The 19,061-nt window shown below is 70.7% G+C and carries 21 protein-coding genes; 15 read left to right on the forward strand and 6 right to left on the reverse strand.

Features of this window, described 5'->3' with window-relative positions:
* Window positions 1–26 precede the first annotated feature (26 nt).
* Window positions 27–2,114: a transketolase gene (gene tkt, locus ACZ4U1_RS29785; protein WP_467907243.1), complete on the reverse strand. Its 2,088-nt coding sequence runs from the start codon at window positions 2,112–2,114 to the stop codon at window positions 27–29.
* A 377-nt stretch (window positions 2,115–2,491) separates the two neighbouring features.
* Here tkt and ACZ4U1_RS29790 point away from each other — a divergent pair, with 377 nt between their 5' ends.
* The 4 genes from ACZ4U1_RS29790 (at window position 2,492) to ACZ4U1_RS29805 (ending at window position 5,819) form a co-directional block, all read left to right on the forward strand.
* The gene (locus tag ACZ4U1_RS29790; protein WP_467907244.1) at window positions 2,492–3,460 is read left to right on the forward strand and encodes a heme o synthase; all 969 of its coding nucleotides are present in this window, start codon (window positions 2,492–2,494) and stop codon (window positions 3,458–3,460) included.
* 81 nt (window positions 3,461–3,541) lie between these two features.
* Window positions 3,542–3,862: a hypothetical protein gene (locus tag ACZ4U1_RS29795; RefSeq protein WP_467907245.1), complete on the forward strand. Its 321-nt coding sequence runs from the start codon at window positions 3,542–3,544 to the stop codon at window positions 3,860–3,862.
* Between the two features lie 94 nt (window positions 3,863–3,956).
* A complete protein-coding gene (locus tag ACZ4U1_RS29800; protein ID WP_467907246.1) occupies window positions 3,957–5,063 on the forward strand; it encodes an amidohydrolase family protein in 1,107 nt (368 codons plus the stop codon).
* An 18-nt stretch (window positions 5,064–5,081) separates the two neighbouring features.
* A complete protein-coding gene (locus ACZ4U1_RS29805; protein ID WP_467907247.1) occupies window positions 5,082–5,819 on the forward strand; it encodes a nucleotidyltransferase domain-containing protein in 738 nt (245 codons plus the stop codon).
* A 1-nt stretch (window position 5,820) separates the two neighbouring features.
* Here ACZ4U1_RS29805 and ACZ4U1_RS29810 read toward each other — a convergent pair whose 3' ends face one another.
* The 4 genes from ACZ4U1_RS29810 to ACZ4U1_RS29825 form a co-directional block, all read right to left on the reverse strand.
* Entirely contained in the window at window positions 5,821–6,831 is a 1,011-nt protein-coding gene (locus ACZ4U1_RS29810) for a COX15/CtaA family protein (RefSeq protein WP_467907248.1), read from the reverse strand.
* A gap of 61 nt (window positions 6,832–6,892) precedes the next feature.
* Window positions 6,893–7,609, reverse strand: a complete 717-nt coding sequence (locus tag ACZ4U1_RS29815) for an ABC transporter permease (protein WP_467907324.1) — start codon at window positions 7,607–7,609, stop codon at window positions 6,893–6,895.
* A 47-nt stretch (window positions 7,610–7,656) separates the two neighbouring features.
* Window positions 7,657–8,580, reverse strand: coding sequence for an ABC transporter ATP-binding protein (locus ACZ4U1_RS29820; protein WP_467907249.1), 924 nt, complete (start codon window positions 8,578–8,580; stop codon window positions 7,657–7,659).
* Between the two features lie 31 nt (window positions 8,581–8,611).
* Complete coding sequence (locus tag ACZ4U1_RS29825) at window positions 8,612–9,427, reverse strand: AAC(3) family N-acetyltransferase (RefSeq protein ID WP_467907250.1); 816 nt, start codon at window positions 9,425–9,427, stop codon at window positions 8,612–8,614.
* Window positions 9,428–9,610: 183 nt separating this feature from the next.
* On the opposite strand from ACZ4U1_RS29825, the gene ACZ4U1_RS29830 reads away from it, so the two are divergent.
* Genes ACZ4U1_RS29830 through ACZ4U1_RS29865 form a run of 8 tightly spaced genes read left to right on the forward strand, consistent with a single transcriptional unit; the run spans window position 9,611 to window position 16,161 of the window.
* Window positions 9,611–10,345 carry a helix-turn-helix transcriptional regulator gene (locus ACZ4U1_RS29830; protein ID WP_467907251.1) on the forward strand — a complete coding sequence of 245 codons (735 nt, stop codon included), beginning with the start codon at window positions 9,611–9,613 and terminating at the stop codon, window positions 10,343–10,345.
* Entirely contained in the window at window positions 10,342–11,763 is a 1,422-nt protein-coding gene (gene sufB, locus ACZ4U1_RS29835; protein ID WP_058080090.1) for a Fe-S cluster assembly protein SufB, read from the forward strand. Before ACZ4U1_RS29830 ends, sufB begins: the two co-directional genes overlap by 4 nt.
* Before the next feature lie 56 nt (window positions 11,764–11,819).
* Window positions 11,820–13,004, forward strand: coding sequence for a Fe-S cluster assembly protein SufD (gene sufD, locus ACZ4U1_RS29840; RefSeq protein ID WP_356341028.1), 1,185 nt, complete (start codon window positions 11,820–11,822; stop codon window positions 13,002–13,004).
* Window positions 13,001–13,321 carry a non-heme iron oxygenase ferredoxin subunit gene (locus tag ACZ4U1_RS29845; protein ID WP_199210104.1) on the forward strand — a complete coding sequence of 107 codons (321 nt, stop codon included), beginning with the start codon at window positions 13,001–13,003 and terminating at the stop codon, window positions 13,319–13,321. The genes sufD and ACZ4U1_RS29845 overlap by 4 nt, the downstream gene beginning before the upstream one ends.
* Before the next feature lie 7 nt (window positions 13,322–13,328).
* Entirely contained in the window at window positions 13,329–14,093 is a 765-nt protein-coding gene (sufC, locus tag ACZ4U1_RS29850; RefSeq protein ID WP_356116133.1) for a Fe-S cluster assembly ATPase SufC, read from the forward strand.
* Window positions 14,090–15,346, forward strand: a complete 1,257-nt coding sequence (locus ACZ4U1_RS29855; RefSeq protein WP_467907252.1) for a cysteine desulfurase — start codon at window positions 14,090–14,092, stop codon at window positions 15,344–15,346. The genes sufC and ACZ4U1_RS29855 overlap by 4 nt, the downstream gene beginning before the upstream one ends.
* Window positions 15,347–15,364: 18 nt before the next feature.
* Entirely contained in the window at window positions 15,365–15,832 is a 468-nt protein-coding gene (sufU, locus tag ACZ4U1_RS29860) for a Fe-S cluster assembly sulfur transfer protein SufU (RefSeq protein ID WP_467907253.1), read from the forward strand.
* The gene (locus tag ACZ4U1_RS29865) at window positions 15,829–16,161 is read left to right on the forward strand and encodes a metal-sulfur cluster assembly factor (protein ID WP_030792219.1); all 333 of its coding nucleotides are present in this window, start codon (window positions 15,829–15,831) and stop codon (window positions 16,159–16,161) included. Before sufU ends, ACZ4U1_RS29865 begins: the two co-directional genes overlap by 4 nt.
* A gap of 55 nt (window positions 16,162–16,216) precedes the next feature.
* Here ACZ4U1_RS29865 and ACZ4U1_RS29870 read toward each other — a convergent pair whose 3' ends face one another.
* On the reverse strand, window positions 16,217–16,945 hold the full coding sequence (locus ACZ4U1_RS29870; protein ID WP_467907254.1) for an AbfB domain-containing protein: 729 nt from the start codon (window positions 16,943–16,945) through the stop codon (window positions 16,217–16,219).
* A 106-nt stretch (window positions 16,946–17,051) separates the two neighbouring features.
* On the opposite strand from ACZ4U1_RS29870, the gene ACZ4U1_RS29875 reads away from it, so the two are divergent.
* The 3 genes from ACZ4U1_RS29875 (at window position 17,052) to dapD (ending at window position 18,962) form a co-directional block, all read left to right on the forward strand.
* The gene (locus ACZ4U1_RS29875; protein ID WP_467907255.1) at window positions 17,052–17,375 is read left to right on the forward strand and encodes a DMT family transporter; all 324 of its coding nucleotides are present in this window, start codon (window positions 17,052–17,054) and stop codon (window positions 17,373–17,375) included.
* Window positions 17,375–17,911: a TetR/AcrR family transcriptional regulator gene (locus ACZ4U1_RS29880; protein ID WP_467907256.1), complete on the forward strand. Its 537-nt coding sequence runs from the start codon at window positions 17,375–17,377 to the stop codon at window positions 17,909–17,911. Before ACZ4U1_RS29875 ends, ACZ4U1_RS29880 begins: the two co-directional genes overlap by 1 nt.
* A 64-nt stretch (window positions 17,912–17,975) precedes the next feature.
* Window positions 17,976–18,962: a 2,3,4,5-tetrahydropyridine-2,6-dicarboxylate N-succinyltransferase gene (gene dapD, locus ACZ4U1_RS29885; RefSeq protein WP_467907257.1), complete on the forward strand. Its 987-nt coding sequence runs from the start codon at window positions 17,976–17,978 to the stop codon at window positions 18,960–18,962.
* The last annotated feature ends 99 nt before the right edge of the window (window positions 18,963–19,061 follow it).

The raw sequence follows: 19,061 nt of genomic DNA on the forward strand, positions 1-19,061 counted from the left end.
CATCTCCTACGTGTCGTATGTGAGCGTCAGCGCTGGGCGTCGGCGAGGGATTCCCGCGCCTTCGCGGCCACGTTCTCCGCGGTGAAGCCGAACTCCCGGAAGAGCACCTTGCCGTCGGCGGACGCGCCGAAGTGCTCCAGGGAAACGATGCGGCCGGCATCCCCCACGTACTTGTGCCAGGTCAGCCCGATACCCGCCTCCACGGCGACCCGGGCCTTGACGGACGGCGGCAGCACGGAGTCCCGGTACCCCTGGTCCTGCTGCTCGAACCACTCCACCGACGGCATGGACACGACCCGCGTCGGGACGCCCTCGGCCTGGAGCTGCTCACGCGCCTCGACGGCCACGTGCACCTCGGAACCGGTGGCGATCAGGATCACCTGGGCCTCGCCGCCCTCGGCCTCGAACAGCACGTAGCCGCCCTTGGCCGTGTCCTCGTTCGGCTCGTACACCGGCACGCCCTGGCGGGTGAGCGCGAGGCCGTGCGGCTGGCCCTTGCCGAACTCCTTCGTCCAGCGCTTCAGGATCTCCCGCCAGGCGATCGCGGTCTCGTTGGCGTCCGCCGGACGCACGATGTTCAGACCCGGGATCGCGCGCAGCGAGGCGAGGTGCTCGACCGGCTGGTGGGTGGGGCCGTCCTCGCCGAGGCCGATGGAGTCGTGCGTCCACACGTACGTCACCGGCAGGTGCATCAGGGCCGACAGGCGCACGGCGTTGCGCATGTAGTCGGAGAAGACGAGGAAGGTGCCGCCGTAGATCCGGGTGTTGCCGTGCAGGGCGATGCCGTTCATCTCGGCGCCCATGGAGTGCTCACGGATACCGAAGTGGATCGTGCGGCCGTACGGGTTGGCCTCCGGCAGCGGGTTGCCCTCGGGCAGGAACGAGCTGTCCTTGTCGATGGTGGTGTTGTTCGACCCGGCGAGGTCGGCGGAGCCGCCCCACAGCTCGGGGATCACCGCGCCGAGCGCCTGCAGCACCTTGCCGGACGCGGCACGCGTCGCGACGGCCTTGCCGGGCTCGAAGACCGGGAGCTTCTCCTCCCAGCCGGTGGGCAGCTCGCCCCGGCTGATCCGGTCGAACTCGGCGGCCCGCTCCGGGTTGGCGTCCCGCCACACCTGGAGGGACTTCTCCCACTCGGCCTTCGCCTCGGCACCCCGCTCCAGCGCCTTGCGGGTGTGGGCGATGACCTCGTCGGCGACCTCGAAGCTCTGCTCCGGGTCGAAGCCGAGGACGCGCTTGGTGGCCGCGACCTCCTCGTCGCCCAGCGCCGAGCCGTGCGCGGCCTCGGTGTTCTGCGCGTTCGGGGCCGGCCAGGCGATGATGGAGCGCATCGCGATGAAGGACGGCTTGTCCGTGACCTTCTTCGCCTCCTGGATCGCGGCGAAGATCGCCGCCGGGTCCAGGTCGCCGTTCTCCTTGGCCTCCACGCGCTGCACGTGCCAGCCGTAGGCCTCGTACCGCTTGACGGTGTCCTCGGAGACGGCCGTCTCGGTGTCGCCCTCGATCGAGATGTGGTTGTCGTCCCACAGCAGGATCAGGTTGCCCAGCTTCTGGTGGCCGGCCAGCGAGGACGCCTCGGCGGAGATGCCCTCCTGCAGGCAGCCGTCACCGGCGATGCAGTAGACGAAGTGGTCGAAGGGGGACTCGCCGGCCGGGGCCTCGGGGTCGAACAGACCGCGCTCGTAGCGGGCGGCCATCGCCATGCCCACCGCGTTGGCCACACCCTGGCCCAGCGGGCCGGTGGTGGTCTCGACACCCTTGGTGTGGCCGTACTCCGGGTGACCGGGGGTCTTCGAACCCCACGTCCGGAACGCCTTCAGATCGTCCAGCTCCAGGCCGAAGCCGGCCAGGTACAGCTGGGTGTAGAGGGTCAGGGACGAGTGGCCGGCGGACAGCACGAAACGGTCGCGGCCGGTCCACTCCGGGTCGGCCGGGTCGTGCCGCATCACCTTCTGGAAGAGGGTGTAGGCGGCCGGGGCCAGGCTCATCGCCGTACCGGGATGGCCGTTGCCGACCTTCTGTACGGCGTCTGCGGCCAGGACACGGGCGGTGTCCACAGCCCGCTGGTCCAGCTCGGTCCACTCAAGGTCTGTGGTGGTCGGCTTGGTGCTCACCCTGGGTCAGGGCTCCTCTCCACATGTCGGTCGCCGGTCGTCGGGGCATGCGCCCACCCGGCCGCCGGCGTGCTTGGCGCCCACCGGCCGCTGTCGAGCCTACCCCCGTAAGGACGTGCGTTTTTTCGAGTGTTTCCAGACTGCCGGGAGTCCGTGCGATCCGCCTCCCGACTGGCCGGGGACCCCATGTGGCACATGAATACGGAGCTGGTCATCTGAGCGCTCAATCGAGTGCCGGGTCCCCTCTTATGGGGCTCCTCCCGCCGGGGGCCGCCAACACGACCCCACCCCCGCGAAGGCCGGGGTATGGGCAACGTCTAAAGTGGCGTGGTACGCGCGAGCCTTTACCGGGACTTCACACGGGGAGGCTTGCTGGGATGTCTCTGTCAGGGGTGTGCGTGACGGCCGTTGAATCCCGTCCTGCGGGGGTTATCGGGACGAGCCAGAGCCCGAGTCACCGGCCGTTCGGGGCCCGTGTCAAGGCGTTCGTGGCGCTGACCAAGCCGCGGATCATCGAGCTGCTGCTCATCACCACCGTTCCGGTCATGTTCCTCGCGCAGCAGGGCGTGCCCGACCTGACGCTGGTCCTGCTGACCTGCGTCGGCGGCTACCTCTCCGCGGGCGGCGCCAACGCGCTGAACATGTACATCGACCGGGACATCGACGCCCTGATGGACCGCACCTCGCAGCGGCCCCTGGTGACCGGCATGGTCAGCCCGGCCGAGTGCCTGGTCTTCGGCATCACCCTGGCCGTCGTCTCGACGCTGCTGTTCGGCCTCACCGTCAACTGGCTGAGCGCCTGGCTCTCCCTCGGGGCCCTCCTCTTCTACGTCGTCGTCTACACGATGATCCTCAAGCGGCGTACGTCGCAGAACATCGTGTGGGGCGGCATCGCGGGCTGCATGCCCGTGCTCATCGGCTGGTCGGCCGTGACGAACTCGCTCTCCTGGGCGCCGGTCATCCTGTTCATGGTGATCTTCTTCTGGACCCCGCCGCACTACTGGCCGCTGTCCATGAAGGTGAAGGACGACTACGCGCGCGTGGGCGTGCCGATGCTGCCGGTCATCGCCTCCAACAAGGTCGTGGCCCGGCAGATCGTCATCTACAGCTGGGTCATGGTCGCCGTCTCCCTGCTCCTCACCCCCCTCGGCTACACCGGCTGGTTCTACACCGCCGTCGCGCTGGCCGCCGGCGGCTGGTGGCTGTGGGAGGCGCACGCGCTGCAGAACCGGGCCAAGGCCGAGGTCACGGGCGCGAAGCTGAAGGAGATGCGGCTCTTCCACTGGTCGATCACCTACGTGTCGCTGCTGTTCGTGGCGATCGCGGTGGACCCGTTCCTGCGCTGACGGCGGACCCCTTCCCGAGCTGACGCATGTCACAGAAGCCTGCTCTCGCCAGTCGATCTACTCGTCGGTAGCATCCTGACCATGGCAGACACGCAGCAGGTTGACGCGAGGGCCGAGCGCAAGGTGGCCAAGCTCGCCCGGGAGATCAGCGCCTTCTCCAAGGCCCACGGCGGCGCCGAGGGCCAGGTGGCCTACATCGGTCAGCGCGGCGCCCGCATCGTCCTCGTCGGCGAGGACGGGGGCTGGGGCGACCTGGTGGCCCCGAGCACCGAGATCGCCCAGCAGGCGGTGGAGAAGGCCGGTATCACCGTCCACGAGTCCTTCGACGGGGAGTTCGCCGCCAAGGTGCGGACGGGCCCGTACGAGTGGAAGAGGATGGCGGGCATCCAGATCGGCGGCTAGTTCGCGCCCCTTTGGGCCGGCTGCCGCCACCTGAACCCCGATTCACCCGTTAGGACGTGTAAGGCAGCACAGCGCGTCCTCACGGGGAGCCCGGATGATCGAAACGCCGTCCCTCGTGGACCAGTACTGCCACGGCGTACTGCGGACGGAACTGGGCCTCGGCACCTTCGAGGCCCAGCTGGCACGTACCGAGGGACCGCCCGCCCCGGGCACCACCCTCTTCGACACCCAGACCGGCTTCGCCGTACGGCGCTGGTGCCCGCCCCTGCTCGGCCTGGAACCGCACTGCCCGCCCGCCCGCTATCTGGCCCGGCGCCGGGAACTGGGCGTGCTGGAGTCGGGCCGCAGGCTGCTGCGCGGCAGCGGCATCACGACCTACCTCGTCGACACCGGCCTGCCCGGCGACCTCACCGGCCCCGCCGAGCTGGCCGGCGCGGGCGACGCCGAGGCCCGGGAGATCGTCCGGCTGGAGCTGCTCGCCGAGCAGGTCGCCGACACCTCCGGCACCGTCGAGTCCTTCCTGGCCAACCTCGCCGAGTCGGTGCACGGGGCCGCGGCGAACGCCGTCGCCTTCACCTCCGTCGCGGGTCTCAGACACGGACTGGCCCTCGCGCCCGAGCCGCCCGGGCCCGGCGAGGTGCGGGGGGCGGCCGGCCGCTGGCTGGCCGGGCGGCGCGTCGGCGGCGCCCTCACGGACCCCGTCCTGCTCCGGCACCTGCTGTGGAACGCCGTCGCCTCGGGCCTGCCCCTGCAACTGCACGCGGGCCTCGGAGAGCCCGGCTCGCGCATCGACCGCACGGACCCGGTGCTGCTGACGGACTTCGTCCGGGCCACCGCCGGCCTCGGCACCGACCTGATCCTGCTGCACGGCTACCCGTACCACCGCCACGCCGCCCACCTGGCCGGGGTCTTCCCGCACGTCTACGCCGACTCGGGCGCCGCGCTCGTGCGCACCGGCGCCCGCGCGGCCACGGTCCTCGCCGAGATCCTGGAACTGGCCCCCTTCGGCAAGATCCTCTTTTCCACCGGCGCCCAGGGCCTGCCCGAACTGCACGTCGTCGGCGCCCGCCTGTTCCGCGAAGCCCTCGGCCGCGTACTGGGCGCCTGGGTCGCCGAGGGCGCCTGGTCCCTGGAGGACGCCCAACGGGTGGCCCGCATGATCGCGGCGGACAACGCGCGCCGGGTGTACGGGCTCGGCTGAGCCGACCAGACTGGGCGGATGACGACCACGTCCCTGCTCGACGGGTTCCTGCGCGCCCTGCTGCCGCTGCGCCCCCGCGCCGTCTGGGCGCACGGCTCACTGGCCGGCGGTGACTACCAGGAGGGCCGCAGCGACCTGGACCTGATCGCCGTCCTGCCCGGCCCGCTGACCCTGGGGACCCTACGACGGCTGGTGGGGCTGCACCGGGGGCTGCGGACGGAACCCCTCGCGGCGAAGCTCCACTGCAGCTACCTGACCCCGGCCACCCTGCACGACGCGGACCGCTCGCACGTCACCTGGGCGCACGGAGGGGCGATGCGCCGCCCGGTCACCCCCGTCACCCGGCGCGAGCTGCACGCCTTCGGACGCGTGCTGTACGGCGAGGCCCCGGCCGCGCTGCTTCCGCCGGTGCCGGACCGGCAGCTGGCCGACTTCGTCGTACGCGACCAGCGCGACTACTGGCGCCCGGCGGTGGACAGGGCGCGGCTGTGGCGGCAGGACGTCTGGGTCGACCTGGGCCTGCTGACCTTCGCCCGGGCCACGGTGACCCTCCGCGACGGCCGCCTGGTCTCCAAGCGGGAGGCCCTGGCCGAGCTGTTGGCGCTGGGTGCTCCGGCGGAGGTCGTCGAGGACATCACCCGCCGCCGGTACGACACCCCGGCCCCGGCCTCCGCCGAGTGGCTGACCCGGCGCGCCGAGCTGACCCGCGCCTATCTGGGCCCGGCGATCGACGCCCTCGTCGCGGCTTCCCGGTGACTCACGCGCGCGTGCCGACCGGTACCTCGGCCGCCGGGTCCGGCACGTCGAGGGTGGTCTCCGGGCGCTCGCGCAGCGAGAGCAGCACCCGCAGCACCCAGATCCACATCACCGTGGAGCCGAGCATGTGCGCGGCCACCAGCGCCTCGGGCAGGTGGGTGAAGTACTGCACGTAGCCGATCACGCCCTGGGCCAGCAGGACCAGGAACAGCTCACGCGTCCGGGCCAGCGGGCCCCTCGGGGCGTCGACCGCCTTCAGCACGAACCACAGGGCGAAGGCGAGGGTCACCACGATCCAGGCGAGCACCGCGTGCAGCTTGGAGACCGTCTCCCAGTCGATCGGGATGCGCTCGACCTTGCTGGAGTCCCCGGCGTGCGGGCCGGCCCCGGTCACCACCGTGCCGACCGCGATGAGCAGGACGGACGCGGCCACCAGGAACCACACCAGCTGCTGCACCGCCTTGCCGACCAGCGGACGCGGCGCCCCGTCGCCCTCCCGGGTGCGCTGCCACATCACCGTGGCGATGGCGATCAGGGCCGTGGAGAGCAGGAAGTGCGCGGCGACCGTGTACGGGTTCAGGCCGACCAGGACGACGATGCCGCCGAGCACCGCGTTGCCCATGACCACCCAGAACTGCGCCCAGCCCAGCCGGGTCAGGCCGCGCCGCCAGGGCTTCTGGGAGCGGGCCGCGATGATCGCCCAGCCGACGGCCGCGCACAGCACGTACGTCAGCATGCGGTTGCCGAACTCGATGATCCCGTGGAAGCCCATGGCCCGGGTGGTGGTCAGCGAGTCGTCGGTGCAGGTGGGCCAGGTCGGGCAGCCGAGGCCCGAACCGGTGAGGCGGACGGCGCCGCCGGTGACGACGATGACGACCGACATCACGAGCGCGGCGAGCGCCGCCCGGCGGACGGTCCGGGGATCCGGGGTCCAGCGGTCGGCGATGAAGGCGAGCGGGTTGCGCAGGGCCGCTTCGGCGTCGGCGCGGGTCAGCTTTGGCACGCCCACCATCGTAGGCCGCCGCTTGTGCATGCGTTCACGAGGGTCCCGCGGGCCGTCCCGCGGCGGGCCGTTACTCCCAGCGGAAGAACTTCCCCGCCGCGGCCAGCCCCACGACCGCCCACACGGCCAGGATCCCCAGGTCGCCCCAGGGCATGCCGGCGCCGTGCCGGAGCACGTCCCGCAGGCCGTCCGAGAGGGCGGAGATGGGCAGCAGACCGAGCACCTGCTGCCCCGCGGAGCCGAACTTCTCCAGCGGCACGATGACCCCGCCGCCCACGAGGAGCAGCAGGAAGACCAGGTTGGCGGCGGCCAGCGTGGCCTCCGCCTTGAGCGTGCCCGCCATCAGCAGGCCGAGCCCGGAGAAGGCGGCCGTACCGACGACGAGCAGCAGGACGACGGCGGCGGGGTTGCCGTGCGGGGACCAGCCCAGCGCGAAGGCGATGCCGGTCAGCAGGACGACCTGGAGGATCTCCGTGACCAGCACGGACGCCGTCTTCGCCGTCATCAGGCCCCAGCGGGGCAGCGGCGAGGAGGCGAGCCGCTTCAGGACGCCGTAGCGGCGCTCGAAGCCCGTGGCGATGGCCTGCCCGGTGAACGCCGTCGACATCACGGCCAGCGCCAGGATGCCGGGCGCGAGGAAGTCGACGGCCTCGCCCTTGCCGGTGTCCACGATGTCGACCGAGCTGAAGAGCACCAGCAGCAGGGTCGGGATGACGACCGTCAGCAGCAGCTGCTCGCCGTTGCGCAGCAGCATCTTCGTCTCCAGCGCCGCCTGCGCCGCGATCATGCGGGGGAGCGGGGCGGCTCCGGGCTTCGGCGTGTACGTACCCACAGTCACGAGCGCAGCTCCTTGCCCGTCAGTTCGAGAAAGACGTCCTCCAGCGTGTGCCGCTCCACCGAGATCCGGTCGGGCATCACCCCGTGCTGGGCGCACCAGGAGGTGACCGTGGCCAGCAGCTGGGGGTCGACCTTGCCGACGACCCGGTAGGCGCCCGGGGTCAGCTCGGCGGCCGTGCAGTCGGCCGGGAGCGCCTTGAGCAGGGAGCCGACGTCGAGGCCGGGGCGGCCCGTGAAGCGCAGGGTGTTCTCGGCGCCGCCCTTGCACAGCTCCTCCGGGGAGCCCTGGGCGATGACCCGGCCGCCGTCGATGATCGCGACGTCGTCGGCGAGCTGTTCGGCCTCGTCCATGTGGTGCGTGGTGAGGATCACCGAGACGCCGTCGGCGCGCAGGTCCCGCACCAGGTCCCAGGTGGCCCGGCGGGCCTGCGGGTCGAGCCCGGCCGTCGGCTCGTCCAGGAACACCAGTTCCGGGCGGCCCACGACGGCCATGGCGAGCGCGAGCCGCTGCTGCTGGCCGCCGGAGAGCCGGCGGTAGCTCGTCCGGCCGCAGGAGCCGAGACCGAGGCGTTCGACGAGGGCGTCGACGTCCAGCGGGTGTGCGTGCAGCCGGGCGATGTGCCGGAGCATCTCGTCGGCACGGGCGCCCGAGTACACGCCGCCGGACTGGAGCATCACGCCGATGCGGGGCCGCAGCGCGGCGGAGTCCCGTACCGGGTCGAGGCCCAGGACGCGCACCGTGCCGGAATCCGGCTTCCGGTACCCCTCGCAGGTCTCGACCGTGGTCGTCTTCCCCGCCCCGTTGGGGCCGAGGACGGCGGTCACGCCCGGCTGGGCCACCAGGTCGAGGCCGTTCACCGCGGTCTTCGTGCCGTACCGCTTCACCAGGGCCTGGACCTGGACCACGGGCTCACTTCGCATGGCTCCAGAGTCTAGGGAGAGCGCGTACCGGTCAGGTGGCCGGGTGGGGGAAGTCCGTCTCACGGGGGCGGTGCAGCGGCAGCCACCGCTCGGCGTAGGCCACGGCGTCCGCGACCGGGAACAGCCGGGCGTGCGCCGCGCCGACCGTGCCGCGTACGACGGGCCGGTCCCGTTCGTAGTCGTGCCCCAGCTCGTCGAACCGGTCGGAGGTGATCGACACCTCGGTCACGGTCTCCCAGCCGCCGCCGGGAGCGGGCCGCCCGACCTGTACCCGAGGCGCCGGTATGCGGTATTCCGCGAGGTGGAAGGCGGTGCAGGTGTCGTAGCCCGCGCCGAGCAGCAGTACCCGGGCGCCCAGCTGCTCCAGCCGGGAGAGCGGGCTCTGCTCGCCGAGCCGGCAGTCGGGGGCGTGGCCGTCGGTGATCTCCCGGGCGCGGGGGCCGAGCGCGGCGAAGGAGGTCTGGGGATGCGCGCTGCGCAGGGCGCCCGGCCAGGTCCGCACGGTCTCGGGGATCACGCCGACCCCGCGCGTGGGGGTGATCAGGGGGTCGTACGGGGGCATGGTGGCGCGGATCCGGTCCCACCACTCCTCGGGCACCGGCGGGTCCCCCCAGGCGGCCGGGTCGGACTGGTCGCCGGTCTGCGTGGGGACGACGAGCGTGCCGGACGGGCCGAGCGCGTCGAGGAGTCCCTGGACCACGGCGACCGCCCCGCCGTTCACCCAGCCGAGGGAGCTGAGCGAGGAATGTACGAGCAGTGTCTCGCCGCTCTCCACACCCAGCAGGCGCAGGCCGGTGGCGAGGGTGTCCCGAGTGACAAGAGGGCCGGTCGGAGGGGGTGCGGACATGGTTCGGGAGTCTTCCGGACGCGGCCCGCAGACGCCACCGAACAGGCTGCGCGAAGGGCGGGGGATGATCGATCAAAGATCGTTTCCGCAGGTCAGATTAGGTATACCTAAGTGACGCAGGGCACCGTCCGGTGATCCGGACGGCGCTTGTCAGGCTCCGCGGAATTACGCAACAATGGCGTTGTGAAAAACGTCGGCGAGGCTCGGGAGACCCCCACGGGGGCCCCTCAGGAGGAGCTAGCGACCGGTGAGCGTTCCACGCGCAACCGGGTCGCGCGGTCCATCCTGGACCACGGTCCGTCGACCGTCGCCGAACTCGCCGGCCGGCTGGGACTCACCCAGGCGGCCGTACGGCGTCACCTGGACGCACTGGTCGCGGACGACGTGGTGGAGGCCCGCGAGCAGCGGGTGTACGGCACGCGCACGCGTGGCCGCCCCGCCAAGGTCTTCGCGCTCACGGACTGCGGCCGGGACGCCTTCGACCAGTCGTACGACAAGCTCGCCGTGGACGCGCTCCGCTGGATCGCCGAGCAGGGGGGCGGCCCCGAGGCGGTCGCCGCCTTCGCCCGCGCCCGGATCGCCGCCCAGGCGAGCGCGTACCGCGAGGCGGTCGAGGCCGTGACCCCCGACAAGCGCGCCGAAGCGCTGGCCAAGGCCTTGAGTGCCGACGGGTACGCTGCTACGGCGCGCAGCGCACCGGTCGGCGAGCAGCTCTGCCAGCACCACTGCCCGGTCGCTCACGTCGCGGAACAGTTCCCGCAGCTGTGCGAGGCGGAGACGGAGATCTTCGCAGAGCTGCTGGGCACACACGTCCAGCGACTGGCGACCATCGCGCACGGCGACGGCGTCTGCACGACGTTCATCCCCAAGACATCCACTGACGCACCTGCAAGCACGGCCGGGAGGAACCCCGCATGACTCTCCCCACGGAGACTGCTCACCCCGAACTCGAGGGCCTGGGCAAGTACGAATACGGCTGGGCCGACTCCGACGTGGCCGGTGCGTCCGCGCGCCGTGGCCTGAACGAGGACGTCGTCCGCGACATCTCGGACAAGAAGTCCGAGCCGGAGTGGATGACCAAGCTGCGCCTGAAGGGCCTGAAGCTCTTCGAGAAGAAGCCGATGCCGAACTGGGGCTCCGACCTCTCGGGCATCGACTTCGACAACATCAAGTACTTCGTGCGCTCCACGGAGAAGCAGGCGGAGTCCTGGGAGGACCTGCCCGAGGACATCAAGAACACCTACGACAAGCTGGGCATCCCGGAGGCCGAGAAGCAGCGCCTCGTCGCCGGTGTCGCCGCCCAGTACGAGTCGGAGGTCGTCTACCACCAGATCCGCGAGGACCTGGAGGAGCAGGGCGTCATCTTCCTCGACACCGACACCGCCCTGAAGGAGCACCCGGAGCTCTTCAAGGAGTACTTCGGCACGGTCATCCCGGCCGGTGACAACAAGTTCGCCGCGCTGAACACCGCCGTGTGGTCCGGCGGCTCCTTCATCTACGTGCCGAAGGGCGTGCACGTCGAGATCCCGCTCCAGGCCTACTTCCGGATCAACACGGAGAACATGGGCCAGTTCGAGCGGACCCTGATCATCGTGGACGAGGGTGCCTACGTGCACTACGTCGAGGGCTGTACCGCGCCGATCTACAAGTCGGACTCGCTGCACTCCGCGGTGGTCGAGATCATCGTCAAGAAGAACGCCCGCTGCCGTTACACGACCATCCAGAACTGGTCGAACAACGTCTACAACCTGGTCACCAAGCGCGCCGTGGCCTACGAGGGCGCGACCATGGAGTGGATCGACGGCAACATCGGCTCCAAGGTGACGATGAAGTACCCGGCCGTCTACCTGATGGGCGAGCACGCCAAGGGCGAGACCCTCTCCATCGCCTTCGCGGGCGAGGGGCAGCACCAGGACGCGGGCGCCAAGATGGTCCACATGGCGCCGAACACCTCGTCCAACATCGTCTCGAAGTCGGTCGCGCGCGGTGGCGGTCGTACCTCCTACCGCGGTCTGATCGAGATCGGCGAGGGCGCCGCCGGGTCGAAGTCCAACGTGCTGTGCGACGCGCTGCTGGTCGACACCATCTCCCGGTCGGACACGTACCCGTACGTCGACGTCCGCGAGGACGACGTCTCCATGGGCCACGAGGCCACCGTCTCCAAGGTCTCCGAGGACCAGCTCTTCTACCTGATGAGCCGCGGCCTCTCCGAGGACGAGGCGATGGCGATGATCGTGCGCGGCTTCGTCGAGCCGATCGCCAAGGAGCTGCCCATGGAGTACGCGCTGGAGCTCAACCGGCTGATCGAGCTGCAGATGGAAGGCGCGGTCGGCTGACCTCGCCCGAAAGCAGCCAGCGAATTTCGACGTAGGAAGAGAGCACAACGACAGCCATGGCTGAGGCCCAGAACATCCCGGTGGGTTCCACCACCGCCGGCTCGATCGCGGTCGCCGCGGAGTCGACCGTCGTCTCGCGCATGAGCGCGCCCCCGTCCTTCGACGTCGCGGACTTCCCGGTCCCGCACGGCCGCGAGGAGGAGTGGCGGTTCACCCCGCTGGAGCGGCTGCGCGGGCTGCACGACGGCACCGCCGTCGCGAACGGCGACGGTGTGAAGGTCGACGTCCAGGCCCCCGAGGGCGTCACCGTCGAGACCGTCGGCCGCGACGACGCGCGCCTCGGCAAGGCGGGCACCCCCGTGGACCGTGTCGCCGCCCAGGCGTACTCCGCCTTCGAGAAGGCCTCGGTCGTGACCGTCCCCAAGGAGACCGTCCTCACCGAGCCGATCCGCATCGCCGTGCACGGCCAGGGCGGCACCGCCTTCGGCCACCAGGTGATCGAGCTGGGCGCGTTCGCCGAGGCCGTCGTGGTCATCGACCACACCGGTGACGCGGTGCTCGCCGCCAACGTCGACTACGTCCTCGGTGACGGCGCCAAGCTGACCGTCGTCTCCGTCCAGGACTGGGACGACAAGGCCGTCCACGTCGCCCAGCACAACGCGCTGGTCGGCCGGGACGCCTCCTTCAAGTCCGTGGTCGTGACCTTCGGCGGTGACGTGGTGCGCCTGCACCCGCGCGTGGAGTACGCCGGCCCCGGCGGCGAGGCCGAGCTGTTCGGCCTGTACTTCACCGACGCCGGGCAGCACCAGGAGCACCGCCTGCTGGTCACCCACAACACCCCGCACTGCAAGTCGAACGTCGTCTACAAGGGCGCGCTCCAGGGCGACGACGCGCACGCGGTCTGGATCGGCGACGTGCTCATCGAGGCCAAGGCCGAGGGCACGGACACCTACGAGATGAACCGCAACCTGGTCCTCACGGACGGCGCGCGCGTCGACTCGGTGCCGAACCTGGAGATCGAGACCGGCGAGATCGTCGGCGCCGGCCACGCCTCCGCCACCGGCCGCTTCGACGACGAGCAGCTCTTCTACCTGATGGCCCGCGGCATCCCGGAGCACGAGGCCCGCCGCCTCGTGGTCCGCGGCTTCTTCGCCGAGCTGGTCCAGCAGATCGGTGTCGCCGACATCGAGGAGCGCCTGCTCGCCAAGATCGAGGAAGAGCTGGAGGCTTCGGTCGCATGACGTCGTTCGTACGCGCCTGTGGGCTGAGCGAGCTGGAGGAGGACACCCCGAAGCGGGTGGAACTCGACGGCACGCCGGTCTCGGTCGTCAAGACCGAGGGCGAGGTGTTCGCCATCCACGACATCTGCTCCCACGCGAACGTCTCCCTCTCCGAGGGCGAGGTGGAGGACTGCCAGATCGAGTGCTGGCTGCACGGCTCCGCCTTCGACCTGCGTACCGGCAAGCCGTCCGGCCTCCCCGCGACGCGCCCCGTCCCCGTATACCCCGTAAAGATCGAAGGGGACGACGTTCTCGTCTCCCTCACCCAGGAGTCCTGAGGCACCCATGGCAACGCTTGAAATCCGAGACCTGCACGTCACCGTCGAGGCCGACAACGCCACGAAGGAGATCCTCAAGGGCGTCGACCTCACCGTGAAGCAGGGCGAGACGCACGCCATCATGGGCCCCAACGGCTCCGGCAAGTCGACCCTCGCCTACTCCCTCGCGGGTCACCCGAAGTACACGATCACCAGCGGCACCGTGCTGCTCGACGGCGAGGACGTCCTGGAGATGTCCGTCGACGAGCGCGCCCGCGCGGGCCTGTTCCTGGCGATGCAGTACCCGGTCGAGGTTCCCGGCGTCTCGGTCTCCAACTTCCTGCGCACCTCCGCCACCGCGATCCGCGGCGAGGCCCCCAAGCTGCGCACCTGGGTGAAGGAGGTCAAGGAGGCCATGGAGCGCCTCAACATGGACCCGTCCTTCGCCGAGCGCAACGTCAACGAGGGCTTCTCCGGCGGTGAGAAGAAGCGCCACGAGATCCTCCAGCTGGAGCTGCTCAAGCCGAAGGTCGCGATCCTGGACGAGACCGACTCCGGCCTGGACGTGGACGCGCTGCGCATCGTCTCCGAGGGCGTCAACCGCGTCCGCGAGACGGGCGAGGTCGGCACCCTGCTGATCACGCACTACACGCGCATCCTGCGCTACATCAAGCCCGACTTCGTCCACGTCTTCTCCGCCGGCCGGATCGTGGAGTCCGGCGGCGCCGAGCTGGCCGACAAGCTGGAGGACGAGGGCTACGAGGCCTACACGAAGGGTGGCGCATCCGCGTGACACAGCTGCCGGGCCTCCTCGACACCGAGGCGATCCGCAAGGACTTCCCCGTACTGGACCGCGTCGTCCACGACGGGAGGAAGCTCGTGTACCTGGACAACGCGGCGACCTCGCAGAAGCCGCGCCAGGTGCTGGACGCCCTGAGCGAGTACTACGAGCGCTACAACGCCAACGTCCACCGCGGTGTGCATGTGCTCGCCGAGGAGGCCACGGCGCTGTACGAGGGCGCGCGCGACAAGGTCGCCGCGTTCGTCAACGCGCCCAGCCGCGACGAGGTGATCTTCACCAAGAACGCCTCCGAGTCGCTGAACCTCGTGGCGAACATGCTGGGCTGGGCCGACGAGCCCTACCGGGTGGACCACGAGACCGAGATCGTCATCACGGAGATGGAGCACCACTCCAACATCGTGCCGTGGCAGCTGCTGGCGCAGCGCACGGGCGCGAAGCTGAAGTGGTTCGGTCTCACGGACGACGGCCGCCTCGACCTGTCGAACATCGACGAGATCATCACGGAGAAGACGAAGATCGTTTCCTTCGTGCTGGTGTCCAACATCCTGGGCACGGTCAACCCGGTCGAGACGATAATCCGCCGCGCCCAGGAGGTCGGCGCCCTCGTCTGCATCGACGCCTCCCAGGCCGCGCCGCACATGCCGCTGGACGTGCAGGCCCTGCAGGCCGACTTCGTGGCCTTCACCGGCCACAAGATGTGCGGCCCGACCGGCATCGGCGTCCTCTGGGGCCGCCAGGAGCTGCTGGAGGACCTGCCTCCGTTCCTCGGCGGCGGCGAGATGATCGAGACCGTCTCGATGCACTCGTCCACCTACGCCCCGGCCCCGCACAAGTTCGAGGCGGGCACGCCCCCGATCGCGCAGGCGGTCGGCCTCGGCGCGGCCATCGACTACCTCCAGTCGATCGGCATGGACAAGATCCTCGCCCATGAGCACGCGCTGACGGAGTACGCGGTGCGGCGCCTGGCGGAGGTCCCGGACCTCAGGATCATCGGTCCGACCACGGCCGAGGACCGGGGGGCGGCGATCTCCTTCACCCTCGGCGACATCCACCCGCACGACGTGGGCCAGGTCCTGGACGAACAGGGCATCGCGGTCCGGGTCGGCCACCACTGCGCCCGTCCGGTCTGCCTCCGCTACGGAATTCCCGCGACCACGCGAGCGTCGTTCTATCTGTACTCCACGCCGGCCGAGATCGACGCTCTGGTCGACGGCCTGGAGCACGTACGGAACTTCTTCGGCTGAGAGGCGTGAGCTGAAACCGTGAAGCTGGACTCGATGTACCAGGACGTCATCCTGGACCACTACAAGAACCCGCACGGGCGTGGTCTGAGGGACGGCGACGCCGAGGTGCACCACGTGAACCCGACCTGCGGCGACGAGATCACCCTGCGCGTGAAGTACGACGGCACGAAGATCGAGGACGTCTCGTACGAGGGCCAGGGCTGCTCCATCAGCCAGGCCTCGGCCTCCGTGCTGAACGATCTGCTGGTCGGCAAGGATCTGGCGGACGCGCGGAAGATCCAGGAGACCTTCCTGGAGCTGATGCAGTCCAAGGGCAAGATCGAGCCCGACGACGCGATGGAGGAGATCCTGGAGGACGCGGTCGCGTTCGCCGGTGTCTCCAAGTACCCCGCGCGGGTCAAGTGCGCCCTCCTGAGCTGGATGGCGTGGAAGGACGCGACGGCCCAGGCGCTGGGTGGCGCCGACGCCGAAAGGAAGACGGCATGACCGACACCGCTGAGATGAAGCCGGCCTCCGAGGAGGAGCTGCGCGAGGCTCTGATGGACGTGGTCGACCCCGAGCTGGGCATCGACGTCGTCAACCTGGGCCTGATCTACGGCATCCACATCGACGACTCCAACATCGCCACGGTCGACATGACCCTGACCTCGGCGGCCTGCCCGCTGACGGACGTCATCGAGGACCAGGCCAAGTCCGCCACGGACGGCCTCGTCAACGAGCTGCGCATCAACTGGGTCTGGATGCCGCCGTGGGGCCCGGACAAGATCACGGACGACGGCCGCGAGCAGCTTCGGGCGCTCGGGTTCAACGTCTGACACAGCACCTGTGCGAGGGGGCCGTGGCCATGTGCCACGGCCCCCTTTCGTCTGCTCAGGCCAGCCCGTCCACCAGCAGGAACGCCGAGTCCGCGCGGTACAGGCCGGTGTTCTGGCAGGGGTCCAGGCGCAGCTGGAAGTTCCGGTGGCGCAGGAAGCGGCCGGGGTAGTTGACCGACTCCAGCATGACGGCTCCGGAGGAGGCGGACGGACGGGGGCAGAAGGTGGCGTCCTGCTTGAAGAGCGGCGAGCCGTCGGCCGGTTCGGCGCGCAGAAGGAAGTCGCGGTGGCGGAGGTAGCCGCCGTCGGCCGTGGTGAAGGAGTAACAGCGGGCGTCGGCCAGGCCCTTGACGCGGGTGAAGGTGGCGGCGCGGCGGGCCCGGGGCGAGGTGACGGCGTCCAGCTTCACCAAGCCGTCGCTGAGGTGCCAGTAGCGGTCGGGGTGGTTGAGGGAGCGGACGGAGGTGCGGGGCTCGGTCGGCTGGCGGGAACCGGTGCTGGGCTTGGGGGAGTTGGCGGGGGTGCCCTTGGGGCGGGTGGGGGTTGGGGGCTGGGTCGTCGTGGTGACCGGAGGGGGCGTCGTGTGCGTCGCCGGCGGGGTGGAGGGGGAGGCGAAGGAGAGCAGCCCGGGGCCGGTGTCGGGCGGCGTCGCGGGTGCGGGGGCGGCTCTGGTCTCGGTGGGCTCGTCGTTCAGGACGGTCAGCGTCACGGCGGCGGCGACGATCGCCAGGGCCAGTGCGGCGGCCGGCCGGAGTCTTCGGTTGCGGGGGGTGTCGTCAGGCACGGGGCCGCACAGTAGTGGAGCGGGGTGCTCCAGTGAGCGCTTTCGGTGAAAATGAAACTTTCTCGTTGTGTACGGCCGTACACAGCCGTTGTGTACGCTCGTACACATGGGATACCTGCTGCTCGCCGGCGCCATCGCCGCCGAGGTCGCCGCCACGACGGCGATGAAGTACAGCGAGGGGTTCAGCCGGCTCTGGCCCTCGCTCGTGACCGCGCTGGGCTACCTGGTGTCGTTCGCCCTGCTCGCCCAGACCCTGAAGAGCGTGCAGATCGGCACGGCGTACGCCATCTGGTCCGGCGTGGGCACCGCGACCGTCGCCGTCCTCGGTCTGCTGCTGTTCGGGGAGGGGCTGAGCCTGACCAAGGTCGCCGGGATCGTGCTGATCATCGGGGGAGTGGTCGTGCTCAACCTCGGCGGAGCGGCGCACTGATGCCCCGCCGGCACGACCCCGAGCGCCGGCAGCGGATCATCGACGCGGCGATCCGCGTGGTCGGCCGGGACGGCATCGCCGGGCTGAGCCACCGCACGGTCGCGGCCGAGGCGGACGTGCCGCTCGGCTCCACGACGTACCACTTCGCCACGCTGGAAGAGCTGCTGGTGGCCGCGTTGCGGCAGTCGAACGAGGGGTTCGGCCGGGTACTGGCCGAACTGCTGCCCGAGAACGCCGGCCGGGGCGACCTCGCCGCGGATCTCGCCCGGGCGCTCGGGCAGTGGCTGGCGGGCGAGCGGACCGGCGTGGAGCTGGAGTACGAGCTGTACCTGGCGGCGCTGCGCCGACCCGGGCTGCGTCCCGTGGCCGCCGAGTGGACCGATGAGGCGGCGGCGCTGCTGGCCCGGCGCACCGACCCGGTCACCGCGCGGGCGCTGCTCGCGCTGATGGACGGCATCTGCCTCCAGGTGCTGCTGACGGGCGGTTCGTACGACGAGGAGTACGCGCGCGCGGCGCTGGCTCGGCTGATCCCCTGAACCCGCGCCCGGCACGTGAGACGCGGTTCGCCCTCACCACCCCACCCACGTTAGGTTTTGTCCCATGACCGAGTCTGCAACCCGTACCACCGGCGCCGTCGCCGCCGGCCTCGCAACGATCGCCTCCGACGGCACCGTTCTCGACACCTGGTTCCCGGCCCCCGAGCTGGTCGAGGCGCCGGGCCCGGCCGGCACCGAGCGGCTGACCGCCGAGCAGGCGGCGGAGCTGCTGGGCGGCGGCGCGACCGCGGCGACCGGCCCGGACGCCCGCCGGGGCGTCGAGGTGGTCGCGGTCCGCACGGTCATCGCCTCGCTGGACGAGAAGCCGATCGACGCCCACGACGTCTACCTGCGCCTGCACCTGCTCTCGCACCGCCTGGTCAAGCCGCACGGCCAGAACCTGGACGGCATCTTCGGCCACCTCGCCAACGTCGCCTGGACCTCGCTCGGCCCGGTCGCCGTGGACGACCTGGAGAAGGTGCGCCTCAACGCCCGTGCCGAGGGCCTGCACCTCCAGGTGACCTCGGTCGACAAGTTCCCGCGCATGACCGACTACGTCGCTCCCAAGGGCGTGCGCATCGCCGACGCCGACCGGGTACGGCTGGGCGCGCACCTCGCGGCGGGCACCACGGTCATGCACGAGGGCTTCGTCAACTTCAACGCCGGCACGCTCGGCACCTCCATGGTCGAGGGCCGGATCTCCGCGGGTGTCGTGGTCGGCGACGGCTCGGACATCGGCGGCGGCGCCTCCACCATGGGCACCCTGTCCGGCGGCGGCAACGTGATCATCTCGATCGGGGAGCGCTGCCTGGTCGGCGCCGAGGCGGGCGTCGGCATCGCGCTCGGTGACGAGTGCGTGGTCGAGGCCGGCCTGTACATCACCGCGGGCACCCGGGTCACCATGCCCGACGGCCAGATCGTCAAGGCCCGCGAGCTGAACGGCGCCTCCCACATCCTCTTCCGCCGCAACTCGGTCACCGGCACGGTCGAGGCCCGCCCGAACAACGCGGTCTGGGGCGGCCTGAACGACATCCTTCACAGCCACAACTGACACACCCCCGTACGCCGGAGGGGGGGGGGGGGGGGGGGGGGGGAGGGGGGGGGGGGGGGGTGGGGGAGGGGGTGGGGGGGGGGGGGGGGTGGGCGGGAG

The organism is Streptomyces sp. NPDC028928 (genome assembly GCF_055564915.1).